General features: G+C 60.4%; 11 protein-coding genes. 5 read left to right on the forward strand and 6 right to left on the reverse strand.

Annotation, left to right across the window (positions count from 1 at the left end):
* Positions 1–295: 295 nt before the first annotated feature.
* Positions 296–919, forward strand: coding sequence for a glutathione S-transferase family protein (locus tag PMI26_RS09180; protein ID WP_007976810.1), 624 nt, complete (start codon positions 296–298; stop codon positions 917–919).
* A 133-nt stretch (positions 920–1,052) separates the two neighbouring features.
* Here the strand turns inward: PMI26_RS09180 and PMI26_RS09175 are convergent, their stop codons facing one another.
* The gene (locus tag PMI26_RS09175; RefSeq protein ID WP_007976812.1) at positions 1,053–1,493 is read right to left on the reverse strand and encodes a CBS domain-containing protein; all 441 of its coding nucleotides are present in this window, start codon (positions 1,491–1,493) and stop codon (positions 1,053–1,055) included.
* Positions 1,494–1,824: 331 nt separating this feature from the next.
* Between PMI26_RS09175 and PMI26_RS09170 the strand changes: the two genes are divergently transcribed.
* Entirely contained in the window at positions 1,825–4,185 is a 2,361-nt protein-coding gene (locus PMI26_RS09170; RefSeq protein WP_162130291.1) for a DNA polymerase II, read from the forward strand.
* Here the strand turns inward: PMI26_RS09170 and PMI26_RS09165 are convergent.
* Both PMI26_RS09165 and PMI26_RS09160 read right to left on the reverse strand, forming a co-directional pair.
* On the reverse strand, positions 4,150–4,620 hold the full coding sequence (locus PMI26_RS09165) for a DUF1810 domain-containing protein (protein WP_007976815.1): 471 nt from the start codon (positions 4,618–4,620) through the stop codon (positions 4,150–4,152). The two genes, PMI26_RS09170 and PMI26_RS09165, sit on opposite strands and share 36 nt — an antisense overlap.
* Positions 4,621–4,645: 25 nt before the next feature.
* Complete coding sequence (locus tag PMI26_RS09160; RefSeq protein ID WP_007976817.1) at positions 4,646–5,467, reverse strand: aldo/keto reductase; 822 nt, start codon at positions 5,465–5,467, stop codon at positions 4,646–4,648.
* A gap of 274 nt (positions 5,468–5,741) precedes the next feature.
* Between PMI26_RS09160 and PMI26_RS09155 the strand changes: the two genes are divergently transcribed.
* The 3 genes from PMI26_RS09155 to PMI26_RS09145 all read left to right on the forward strand — a co-directional run bounded on the left by PMI26_RS09155 (position 5,742) and on the right by PMI26_RS09145 (position 8,280).
* A complete protein-coding gene (locus PMI26_RS09155) occupies positions 5,742–6,491 on the forward strand; it encodes a hypothetical protein (RefSeq protein ID WP_033048055.1) in 750 nt (249 codons plus the stop codon).
* A 203-nt stretch (positions 6,492–6,694) separates the two neighbouring features.
* Positions 6,695–7,480, forward strand: coding sequence for a sulfite exporter TauE/SafE family protein (locus PMI26_RS09150; RefSeq protein WP_007976821.1), 786 nt, complete (start codon positions 6,695–6,697; stop codon positions 7,478–7,480).
* Between the two features lie 248 nt (positions 7,481–7,728).
* Positions 7,729–8,280, forward strand: coding sequence for a DUF4174 domain-containing protein (locus PMI26_RS09145; protein ID WP_007976822.1), 552 nt, complete (start codon positions 7,729–7,731; stop codon positions 8,278–8,280).
* Positions 8,281–8,467: 187 nt separating this feature from the next.
* Here PMI26_RS09145 and ampC read toward each other — a convergent pair whose 3' ends face one another.
* The 3 genes from ampC to PMI26_RS09130 form a co-directional block, all read right to left on the reverse strand.
* Complete coding sequence (ampC, locus tag PMI26_RS09140) at positions 8,468–9,577, reverse strand: class C beta-lactamase (protein WP_443200851.1); 1,110 nt, start codon at positions 9,575–9,577, stop codon at positions 8,468–8,470.
* Positions 9,578–9,736: 159 nt separating this feature from the next.
* Complete coding sequence (gene gudD, locus PMI26_RS09135; RefSeq protein ID WP_007976826.1) at positions 9,737–11,080, reverse strand: glucarate dehydratase; 1,344 nt, start codon at positions 11,078–11,080, stop codon at positions 9,737–9,739.
* Between the two features lie 25 nt (positions 11,081–11,105).
* Entirely contained in the window at positions 11,106–12,452 is a 1,347-nt protein-coding gene (locus PMI26_RS09130; protein WP_007976829.1) for an MFS transporter, read from the reverse strand.
* Positions 12,453–12,688: the final 236 nt, after the last annotated feature.

Genomic DNA, 12,688 nt, shown 5'->3' on the forward strand with positions numbered 1-12,688 from the left:
AGAAAGCGATGCTGAGGAGGGTCTGGCGTTTCATGATCGTGTGCTCCGGGGTGCTTATGGGTGGGTATGGAGCAGATGTTACGCCGCGGATTTTTTAAGAGAACTTCATTGAGGTGATGGTGAACATCGATGGCAGTGATAGGACCTGCGCCATACCTCTTGTGAGCTTGATGGTGCGATCGTCGGATGGTCGCTGTGTGGCAGGTGGTGGCTTCTACACTGGAAAGCTGGCGCGTTCCTCTGCCGGGACGGATGATGAGGCACTACAGAGATCGCGGTGTGCAAGGAGACGATTATGTACCAGCTCTACGGCCATCAGAACTCCGGGGCCGCGGCCATCGAGGCCGCCCTTGAACTCTGTGATGTTCCTTATCGCTTCATCGATGTCGAGGCGTCCGCGGAGGCGGCCCATGCGCTGGAGAAACTCAATCCGCTCAAACAGATTCCAACCCTGCAACTCCCCGATGGCGCTGTCCTGACCGAGAGCTTGGCGATCCTGATTCACCTCGGGCTGAGCTTTCCCGCGTCGAGGTTGTTGCCCCAGGACCCGGCCGAGCGGGACCAGGCCATTCGCGCCATGGCGTACATCGTCAGCAATTGCTATGCGGCCATCGGCATCATCGATTATCCCGAGCGCTGGCTGGCCGGGGCGGATGAGTCGTCCAGGCAGAATCTCATGGAGGGAGCCCGCCGGCGCCTGCACTGGAGTTGGGAGGTGTTTGCCGACCAGTTTTCGGGCGAGCTGTATCTGGGCAGCGAGAAGCCAGGGGCCCTGGATGTGCTGACGGCGGTGATCTCGCGATGGGCGGGCAGTCGGGAACATTTGCGCACTGCGCGGCCCGGGTTTTTCGCCTGGCTGGAACGAATCGACCGCCACCCGGCTCTGGCACCGGTGTTCGCCCGGCATTGGCCAGTCTGAAAACACCACTTACCCTGTGGGAGCGAGCTTGCTCGCGATGGGGCCATGTCGGTCGACATCTATGTTGAATGTCTGGCCGCTATCGCGAGCAAGCTCGCTCCCACAGGTTTTCGGGTGAATGTTGTGTCCGGATTTACTCCCCGCGAATGTATTGCTCCAGCTGGCGAATCAGCTCCGCCTGTTCGGCAATCGCTTCCTTGACCAAGTCACCGATCGACAGCAGGCCGATCAATTTGCCGCCTTCGACCACCGGTAAGTGACGCAGGCGTCTATCGGACATGATGCCCAGGCAGGTATCCACGGTTTGGTGGGTGTCGACGGTAATCACCGGCGACACCATGATGTCGCGCACGGGCGTGCCCACCGAGGAGCGGCCGTGCAGCACCAGTTTGCGCGCATAGTCCCGTTCGCTGATGATGCCCAGCACTTCATCATTCTCCACCACCAGCAAGGCGCCGACGTTTTTCTCGGCCATCTTCATCAGCGCTTCGAGCACCATGTGATCGGGTTTGATCTGGTGCACTTCCTGATTCTTCTGATCTTTGAGCTTGAGCAGTTGGGCGACGGTTTTCATGGTGGTTACTCGGGTGTTGTCGTTGTCCTTGAAGAATCGTAGACGCAGGCGCTCAGGGCAAGGGCGAAAGCGGCAGATAACACGCAAAAAACGTCATTCGGCGGTTTTTCTTCGGTAAACCTCTTATTTCCGGCTAGCAACTTACCTGTGGGAGCGAGCCTGCTCGCGAAAGCGGTTCAACATTCAATGATGATGTTGGCTGTAAGTCCGCTTTCGCGAGCAGGCTCGCTCCCACAGGATTTATGTTCATCCCGAATCCCGGGGCCATACGCGCTATCCCTGCCGATGACAGGTAGAATCCCCCTCTGAATCAACGTTGAGGTTTGCAGTGGTGGATCTACAGCAGGGCTTCGTCCTGACCCGGCATTGGCGCGACACCCCGGCCGGTACGGAAGTCGAGTTCTGGCTGGCGACCGACAGCGGTCCCCGGCGCATCCGCTTGCCTTGCCAGCCCTCGGTGGCGTTCATCCCTGCTGCGCAGCGTCTGCAGGCCGAAAGCGTTTTGCATGACGAGAAGAACGTCGAGCTCAGGCCCCTGGCCCTGCAGGATTTCGACCATCGCCCGGTTCTCGGGCTCTACTGCCAGCAACATGGCCAGTTGATGCGCCTGGAAACCGCGTTGCGCCGGGCCGGCGTCGAAGTGTTCGAAGCCGACGTGCGCCCGCCGGAACGCTACATGATGGAACGCTTCATCACAGCGCCGGTGCGCTTCAGTGGCACGCCGAATGCCGAGGGCCTGCTGCTCGACGCTCAGATGAAGCCCGATCCCGACTATCGGCCGAGCTTGAAACTGGTGTCCCTGGACATCGAGACCACGGCCCAGGGCGAATTGTATTCGATTGCCCTGGAAGGCTGCGGCGAGCGTCAGGTGTACATGCTCGGCGCGCCCAATGGCGACGATAGCCAGGTGGATTTCCAGCTCGAGTACTGCGATTCGCGGACCCTGCTGCTGAAAAAGCTCAACGAATGGTTTGCCCGGTTCGACCCCGACGCGATCATTGGCTGGAACGTCGTGCAGTTCGACTTGCGCGTGCTTCACGAACACGCCCGGCGCCTGGCGGTGCCGTTGAAACTGGGGCGTGGCGGCGAGGAAATGCAGTGGCGCGAACATGGCAACGGCAACCATTACTTCGCTTCAGCCGCTGGCCGCCTGATCATCGACGGTATCGAGGCCCTGCGTTCGGCGACCTGGAGTTTCCCCTCGTTCAGCCTGGAAAACGTCGCGCAAACCCTGCTTGGCGAGGGCAAGTCCATCGACAACCCGTACCAGCGCATGGACGAAATCAATCGCATGTTCGCCGAGGACAAACCGGCGCTGGCCAAATACAACCTCAAGGATTGCGAACTGGTCACGCGGATTTTCGCCAAGACCGAGTTGCTCACCTTCCTGCTGGAGCGGGCCAGCGTCACCGGTCTGCCGGCCGATCGCATGGGCGGTTCGGTGGCAGCGTTCACCCACCTGTACATGCCGCTGATGCACCGTCAGGGGTTCGTTGCGCCGAACCTCGGTGGCAAGCCACCTGAAGCCAGCCCGGGCGGTTTCGTCATGGATTCGCAACCGGGGCTGTACGAATCGGTGCTGGTGCTCGACTACAAAAGCCTCTATCCGTCGATCATCCGTACCTTCCTGATCGACCCCGTGGGGCTGATAGAAGGGCTGAAGCATCCGGATGACAGCGAATCGGTGCCGGGCTTTCGTGGCGCGCGCTTTTCCCGCACCCGTCATTGCCTGCCCTCCATCGTCGCCCGGGTCGCCGAAGGCCGGGAAACCGCCAAGCGCGAACACAACGCACCGCTGTCCCAGGCGCTGAAAATCATCATGAACGCGTTCTATGGGGTGCTCGGCTCCAGCGGTTGTCGCTTCTTCGACACGCGCCTGGCGTCGTCCATCACCTTGCGCGGGCACGAGATCATGCTGCGCACCCGCCAGTTGATCGAGGCACAGGGGCATGCAGTGATTTACGGCGACACTGATTCGACGTTCGTCTGGCTGCGTCGCGCCCACGGCCAGCAGGAGGCGGCACAGATCGGCCAGGCGCTGGTGGCACACGTCAATCAGTGGTGGCGCGAGCATGTGCAGCAGGAATACGGCCTGCAAAGCGTTCTCGAATTGCAGTTCGAGACCCACTACAAGCGCTTTTTGATGCCGACCATTCGCGGTGCCGAAGAAGGCAGCAAAAAGCGCTACGCCGGACTGGTGACTCGCGCCGATGGCAGCGACGAAATGGTCTACAAGGGCCTGGAAACCGTGCGCACCGACTGGTCGCCGCTGGCCCGGCAATTCCAGCAAGAGCTGTATTCGCGGATCTTCCTGCGCAAGCCCTATCAGGATTACGTGCGTGACTACGTGCGCAAGACCCTGGCCGGCGAGTTCGATGACCGGCTGGTTTATCGCAAACGCCTGCGCCGCACCCTCGATGACTATCAGCGTAACGTCCCGCCCCACGTACGCGCGGCGCGCCTGGCCGATGAGTACAACGACAGCCAGGGTCGCCCGCGGCAATACCAGAACGGCGGCTGGATCAGCTACGTGATCACCGTCGCCGGCCCCGAACCGCTGGAAGTGCGCAGCGCGCCCATCGATTACGACCACTACATCACCCGGCAACTGCAACCGGTGGCGGACGCGATACTGCCGTTTGTCGACGACGACTTCTCAACCCTGATTGGGGGGCAGTTGGGCCTGTTTTGAGTCCATCAGCGACAAGGTCCAGTCATCCAGGATGCCGTGGAAGTACTGGTTCAAGGCTTGCTGGAAAAGGCTGTCGGCGGCATCGACCTGGGCGAACAGGGTCATCGAGGAATGAAATTTCAGGTCGTCGGGATGACCGAAAATCCCGGCCACCGAGCGCTCTCGGACGTTCAGCACTTCCTGGGTGCAGGTGCGCAGGCGGGCGCCGAGCAACGGATGCTCAAGGTAGGCCAGGGCCTCCTCTCGCGAGCGAATGGCAAAGCGGCGCGACATCTCGCTGCCGCCGAGCCCGGCAAACTGCGGAAAAATGAACCACATCCAGTGGCTGCGCTTGTGTCCGTTGTTCAGCTCGTCTTGAACCCGGTCGAATACCGGGTCCTGAGCCTGGAGAAAGCGTTGCAGATTGAACGGGTCCAGGTGGTCGGTGCTTCTCATGGCGAAGCTCTCTGACTGCGTTGGCTCAGACCATGGCCAGCCGCTGTTTGCGTTGTGGCGCATGAAACGCGTGGTCCAGCGCCTCCAGATCCCCGGGTTCAAGTTGCAGCGTGGCGGCTTGGGCATTGAGTCGCACATGTTCGGGCCGGACCGCTTTGGGGATGGCGATCATGCCGTCCTGGCGCATTATCCATGCCAGCGCCACCTGTGCTGGCGTCACGCCGTGCCGGGCGGCCACCTGCTTGAGCGTGGCATTGGCGAGCATTTTTCCACCCTGACCGATCGGGCAGTAAGCCATGACCGGCAGCCGTTGCTGTTGGCTCCAGGGTAACAAGTCAAATTCTATGCCGCGCTGCTCCAGATTGTAGAGCACCTGATTGGTGGCGCAGGCCGGGGCGTCCAGTTCCAGCAGGTCGTCGAGGTCGAAATTGGACACGCCCCAACGCCCTATTTTGCCGGCTTCGCGCAGGCGCTCGAAGGCGTCGACGGTTTCCTGCAGCGGATACTGGCCGCGCCAATGCAGCAGATACAGATCGATGTAATCGGTACCGAGCCTGCGTAGGCTGCGCTCGCACGCCTGGGGGATGCCATGGCGGCTGGCGTTGTGCGGGTACACCTTGCTGACCACGAAGACGCTCTCGCGCTGGCCGGCGATGGCTTCGCGGACCACTTCCTCGGCGCCGCCTTCGGCGTACATTTCAGCGGTGTCGATCAGGGTCATGCCCAGTTCGATGCCCAGGCGCAGTGCCGCGACTTCTTCCCTGTGCCGAGAGCGGTCCTCGCCCATCTGCCAGGTGCCCTGGCCAATGACGGGCACCTGGGCGCCAGCCAATTGAAGCGTGCGCATGCAAACCTCCTGTGTGTATACGGTGTTGTAGGAGCTGCCGCAGGCTGCGATCTTTTGATCTTGAACAATCAAAGTCAAAAGATCGCAGCCTGCGGCAGCTCCTACAGGGAGTGTGTACCGTTTCATGATGTTCTGATCCGTTTTTTCTATGAACATTCCCCTGCCAGTGATCGATTGGTGTCGCCCGATACTGCACTTTTTCGAAATGTCCGGCTCTATCCATGGCAGCCTGCGGCGATCCCCACCGTCGGCCCATGCCCAAGTTCAAGAACCCATGGCTCGAGTTTCACCCGCGAACAGCACAAAAATTCGCCGTCATTGCCTGCTGCTGGCAGGTCTGTCGATGTTCTTCGTCACCGGTTGCAGCCCGCAGCAGGGCGGCGACATCTTCACCCAGATGCGCGAAGGCCAACCCCAGGAGTTCCTGCAGACCAGTGTCGACCGAATGGCCACCCTGACCATGCGCGACAACCTCGACAGCCTTTACCTGCTCATGGGCAAGCTCTACCTGCGCAATCCCGATGAGCTGAAAAAGTCCGGTTTCCTCGATGCCCGTACGGCCGGCAAGCAAGTACGCATGGCCATTGAACAGCAGCAGCCATTACCGACCCTGGGCAGCAAAAAGGATTTGGCGGCCCTGCGTTTTGCCATGAGCCCGGAATTTCTCGGCGATCGGGTCGGGGCGTTCATCTATGCCATCGGCAGCATGCTGGTGACCGCCCATGGCAATCGCACCGAGTTCTACATGACCGATACGATCAACCCGGTATTCGTCAGCAATGCCGCACGCAACATCGAGATTGCCACCTGGATCCTCAGCCAGAGACAAGACAAGCAAGGCCAACCCCTGCTGTTTTCCAACGAAATCTCGGAGGAGGGCAGCAACCTGAGCTTTGCCGTCGAGTTCGGCAAGATCGTCGCCCGCCTGGACCTGCTGACCCAGATGCTCGACGAGCGCTACCGGCGCATCGGTCTGAACTATGCCCAGAGCCTGCTGTTTCTGAATTTTCTGCCGGTGCAGTGAGTCCTGTGGGAGCGGGCTTGCTCGCGAAGGCGGTGGGTCAGTCAATATTAATGTTGCCTGACACTACGCCTTCGCGAGCAAGCCCGCTCCCACAGGGAGGTGGTGGTTCCGGAATAAAGATAGATCGCATCGATATAACTGGTTATAAGAAAAATCGCTATGCTGCGGGCCAGATTTCCCCTGCGATCTTTGTGGACGTATCAATGGATTTAGTGAACATCGGGTTGGTCGTGGCCGGGTTGGTGGTTGGCTTTATTGTCGGCATGACTGGCGTCGGTGGCGGGTCGCTCATGACCCCGATCCTGCTGTGGTTCGGTATCAACCCGGCGACGGCGGTCGGTACCGATTTGCTCTACGCGGCGATCACCAAGTCCAGCGGCGTACTGGTTCACCGAAAGAACAACAACATCGACTGGGCGATTACCGGTTGGCTGACCCTTGGCAGCGTGCCGGCGGTGGCACTGACGTTGTGGTTCCTGAGCAGCCTGCACTCCAGCCCCGATGCGATGAACGCGATCATCAAGCAGGCTCTCGGCTTTGTGTTGTTCGCCACGGCACTGGCGATCCTGTTCAAGAAGCGTCTGCTGGATTTCGCCCACAAACGTGCTGGCGGCCACTACAACCCCAGCGGCTCGCGCCTCAATGTCCTGACGGTCATCACTGGCCTGGTCCTCGGCACCATGGTCGCGCTGACGTCCATCGGCGCCGGTGCACTGGGCACCGTGGCCCTGTTCATTCTCTATCCGATGCTGCCGACCCGCCGCCTGGTCGGCACTGAAATCGCCCACGCCGTACCGCTGACCCTGGTCGCCGGCCTCGGCCATGCAAGCATGGGCAACATGGACTGGCACGTCCTGGGTTACTTGCTGGTGGGTTCGTTGCCGGGGATTTACCTGGGCAGCCACCTGACCGGGCGCATCTCCGACGAACTGCTGCGTCCTTGCCTGGCGACCATGCTGTTGCTGATCGGCTACAAACTGGCGTTCTGATTCAATTCGTTACGCCAACCTCCTTCGCGGGTGCAATGCCCAGTCGGTGCCTGTCCGGGCACCCCTTGCGACCCGCTTGATCCTTGATCTGCCTTGAACTTTGTAAGTCCCGAGATGACCCCGAGTTGTTGCGCAATGACTGCCCTGACCTAAGCTTGGGACAAGGCGAAAAAATTTGCGGTACGTCACCCGGAACAATCGCCGCGATGCGCAATCATTAGAGCGTGGATATCAAAAAGGAGATGCGCATGCTCATCAGGTCACTGACCATGGCTATCTTGCTGGCGATTGCCGGCACCTCGTTCGCCGCCGATGGCGACTCACCGCTGGACATGGACAAGGGCAGGGCACGACCACTGATTGTCATCGCTCCAAGCACTGTGGATCCGACCTGGGTCAGCCTGAAAAAGTCGCTGGATGAACCGGCCAATCGCAAGGGTTTCACCGACCGCAACATGGTGCTCTACACCGTGCTCAACCTGATGGGCCAGCGCGACGGCAAAGACCTCGGCCCCCAGGACACGGCGGCGCTGATCCGCTCGCTCAAGCTGGGTGCCGGCGCCAAGACCAAGGTGATTCTGGTCGGCAAGGACGGCGAAAAGAAACTGGAACAATCGGACACCATCAAGCTGGACGAGATCTTCAGCGCAGTCGATCAACTGCCGGCGGCCGAGAAAGAATTTACCGCGACAGTGGCCGCTCCCGTCGCTGAAGCCGAGCCGGCGGCCAAAGGCGCCAAGCCCGGGAAAAACAGCAAACCGGCCAAGCCCGCCAAACCACCGGAAATGCCGGATGATTGATTCGGCCCTGAATCCTGGTGGTAAGCAATTAACTTGTGGGAGCGAGCTTGCTCGCGATGGGGGTCTGACATTCAACATTTATATTGGCTGTTACGACGCCATCGCGAGCAAGCTCGCTCCCACAGGTTTCGTGTGTTAACTGATCAGTATCAACCTCCAGTTTTTTCTCTGGGAGCGCGAACCAGACCTATTGGCCAAGCGCACTCAAAATCTGATGCGCAATTCTGACCCGCTGCGCATTCGGGAAGTTTTTGTTGGCCAGCATCACAATGCCGATCTCCTTCGATGGCACGTACGCCACGTAAGCGCCAAAGCCACCGGTTGAACCTGTCTTGTTGATCAGTACGTTCTGTGGCTGCGCTTGCGGCGGGTTCAGCCACTGGACTTCATGGGCCTGCATGGCCATCGGCGTGGAGTTGCCGTCCAGCAAGCGATCCAGTGTGATCGGGTAGCGATACATCTCCCAGCCCAGGCCCTGGGTCATGTCGCCAACGCTGTAGTAGGCGCTATGGGTCAAGGCGATGGCTTGCTGCAAGGGCTTGTCCAGATGCGCCGGCTTCATGTTGGCGTCGACGTAGGCCAGCAAGTCAGAGGCGCTGGTTTTCACCCCGTACGCCTCGGAATCCAGCGCCCCCGGAGTGACTCGCACCGGCTTGCCGTCCTTGTTGTAGCCCTGGGCGTACAGCGCCATCTGGTCCTGTGGTACATGCACATAGGTGTGCTTGAGGCCCAGTTTCGGCAGCAGGGTTTTCTCCATCAGGTCATCAAACGGCTGGCCCATGCTGTGGGCGGCGAGGTAGCCGAACAGGCCAAGGCTGGGGTTCGAATACAGTCGGTGGCTGCCGGGGGCGTAGAGCGGTTTCCATTGTTTGTAGTAGCCGAGCATTTTGTCGGCCGAATCAGATTCGGCAGGAAATTGCAGCGGCAGGCCGCCGGCGCTATAGGTGCCCAGTTGCAGCACGCTGATGTTGTCGAAAGCGCTGCCGCGCAAGGCCGGAAGAATCTGGCTGGCCTTGTCCGACAGTGACAACTTGCCCGTATCCTGGGCGTAGGCGGCGAGGGTGGCGGTGAAGGTTTTGCTGACCGAGCCGATTTCGAACAGGGTGTCTTTTGTGACGGGGCTGCCGGTTTCCGTCGAGGCGACGCCATAGTTGAAGTAGTGCGCTTGGCCGTTGACGGTGACCGCCACGGCCATGCCGTGGATACCCTCGGCCTGCATCACCGGTTGTACGGCGGCGTTCACCAGCGTCTCGATTTGATCCTGTGCCACGCACTGGCCTGCGGCAAATATCGCCATGCCGGCGGCGATGGTTTTCAGCCTGTCCATGTTGGTTTAATCCTTCGTTGATTCAGTTGCGCGCCATTTTAGGGGGTTAAGCGCTATGCTCCGAGCGCTTTTTAAACCGGCCGCCAGCAGGCGGCCACGCGCAACCCTTGATTCAACTCACTTGGCGTTTCAACGCACCAGGCACGGCCGCTTGTTATCGAACTTCCAGCCGGGAATCAGGAACTGCATGGCCACGCTGTCATCCCGCGCCCCCAGGCCCATGCCTTTGTACAGTTCATGAGCTTTGGCGACCTGATCCATGTCCAGCTCGACCCCCAGCCCCGGTTTCTGCGGCACCTGCACGCAGCCGCCGACGATTTGCAGCGGGGCCTTGGTCAGGCGCTGGCCGTCCTGCCAGATCCAGTGGGTGTCGATGGCAGTGATCTCGCCCGGCGCGGCTGCCGCGACATGGGTGAACATTGCCAGGGAAATGTCGAAGTGGTTGTTGGAGTGTGAACCCCAGGTCAGGCCCCATTCGTGGCACATCTGCGCCACGCGCACCGAACCCTGCATGGTCCAGAAGTGCGGATCGGCCAGGGGAATGTCGACCGACTGCAACTGGATCGCGTGGCCCATCTCCCGCCAGTCGGTGGCGATCATGTTGGTTGCGGTTTTCAGCCCCGTGGCCCGGCGGAATTCAGCCATGACTTCGCGTCCCGAGTAACCGTTTTCCGCCCCGCACGGATCTTCGGCGTAGGCGAGCACGCGGTGCTGATCGCGGCACAGACGGATGGCTTCCTTCAGTGACCAGGCACCATTGGGGTCAAGGGTGATGCGCGCATCGGGGAAGCGTTCGGCGAGGGCCGTGACCGCTTCGATTTCGGCGTCGCCGCTGAGCACGCCGCCCTTGAGCTTGAAGTCCTTGAAGCCATAACGCGCGTGCGCCGCCTCGGCCAGGCGGACCACCGCTTCGGCGGTCATGGCTTTTTCGTGACGTACGCGGAACCAGTCGTTGTCGGCGTCTGGCTCGCTGCGGTAGGCGAGGTCTGTTTCGTTGCGATCACCGACATAAAACAGATAGCCAAGCATCTTCACTTCATCGCGCTGCTGGCCTTCGCCGAGCAGGGCGGCGACCGGCACGTCCAGGTGCTGGCCGAGCAGATCGAGCAGCGCAGCTTCCAGGCCGGTGACGGCGTGGATGGTGATGCGCAGGTCGAAGGTCTGCAATCCTCGACCGCCGGCATCGCGGTCGGCGAAGGCCTGGCGTACCTGGTTGAGAATCTTCTGGTAAGTGCCGATCGGGCTGCCGACCACCAGGCTGCGTGCGTCTTCCAGGGTCTGGCGAATGCGCTCGCCACCTGGCACTTCGCCGACGCCGGTGTGGCCGGCGTTGTCCTTGAGGATCACGATATTGCGGGTGAAAAACGGGCCGTGGGCGCCGCTGAGGTTGAGCAGCATGCCGTCGTGGCCGGCCACCGGAACAACCTGCATGCTGGTGATGATCGGGGCTTTGGCGATGTCGTGTGCGGTCATGTCGTTATCCTTTTAAACCAATGATTCAGGCGTGGTGGGGCGCTGGTTTGCCCGGTGCGGTGACGGGGGCGACCTTGGGTTTGTTGCGTGCGGCAAAGACAATGATCGCGGCGATGATCGAGGTCGCGGCCAAGCCGTAGAGTCCGCCCTGGATGGAGCCGGTGCGTTCCTCCAGCAGACCGAAGGTGGTCGGCGCGACGAAACCGCCGAGGTTGCCCACCGAGTTGATCAGCGCGATGACACCGGCGGCGATGCGTGCGTCCAGGTAAGCCTGGGGAATCGGCCAGAACAGCGACGAGGCCGATTTGAAACCCAGCGCCGCGAAGCAAATCGCGACGAAGGCGAAGACCGGCCCACCGGTGGTGGACATGAACATCCCGGCAGCGGCGATCAGCAGGGCCGCGGCGACCCAGGCTTGCTGATGCTTCCACTTGGCCGACAACGAGGCGAAGGCATACATGCCGACTATCGACAGCAGCCACGGGATCGAGTTGAACATTCCGACCTGGAAGTCGCTGAGGTCGCCCATCTTCTTGATGATGCTCGGCAGCCAGAAGGTCGCGGCGTAGATGGTCAGCTGGATGAAGAAGTAGATCACGCAGAACAGGATGATCTGGCGATCCTTGAGCAGTTTGCCCAGTGACGGCTTGATCGGTGTGGCGGCTTCGCGGGCCAGTTGTTCGTCGTCGATGGCCTTGACCAGTGCGTCCTGCTCGTCGCGGCTCAGCCATTTGGCATCGTGGGGTTTGGAATCGAGCCAGAACCAGACAAAGACACACAGACCCACCGAGAACATGCCTTCGATGAAGTACATCCATTGCCAGCCATGCATGCCGAGTCCGCTGATTTGCAGCAGCAAACCGGACAGGGGGCCGGAGATCAGCGAGGCAATCGCCGAGCCACTGAGGAAGATGGCAATCGCCTTGCCGCGCTCCACGCCAGGCAACCAGCGGGTAAAGTAGTAGATCACCCCGGGGAAGAACCCGGCCTCGGCCACGCCCAGCAGAAAACGCAGGATGTAGAAGTGGGTTTCGTTCTGGATGAACGCCATGCCTGCGGCGACCAGGCCCCAGGTCAACATGATCCGTGTCAGCCAGATGCGAGCGCCGACTTTTTGCAGAAGGATGTTGGAGGGCACTTCGAACAGCGCATAACCGATGAAGAACAGACCGGCGCCGAGGCCGTAGGCGGCAGCGCCAATGCCCAGGTCGTGTTCCATGTGGGCACGGACGAAACCGATGTTCACTCGATCAATGTAATTGACGATGAACATGATGACGAACAGCGGCAAGACGTGACGTTTGACTTTGGCGATGGCGGACTTCAGCGCTGAATTGGCGTCGTCGTGCATCCCGGAGACGGATGTATTCACTGCGTTTTCTCCCACTCGTTATTTTTATGCGGGGTGAGGCTGGGTGTTGCGTTGTTGATAGACATCATACAACTAGGTTTTTTGATCTTGCAACCGCCTTTGGCCAATGAAATGGTGCTGTTTTAGAGATTTTTTATTTTGACGGCGGTGACTGGCGGCCTTTAAAACGAATGAATATGGGCCAGTTGTTGAGTGTTGTCATACAAGTTGAGCGAGATTTTTCAGGATTCCCGCCC

Origin of the sequence: Pseudomonas sp. GM33 (assembly GCF_000282295.1) — a bacterium.
Taxonomy (GTDB): domain Bacteria; phylum Pseudomonadota; class Gammaproteobacteria; order Pseudomonadales; family Pseudomonadaceae; genus Aquipseudomonas; species Aquipseudomonas laurylsulfatiphila.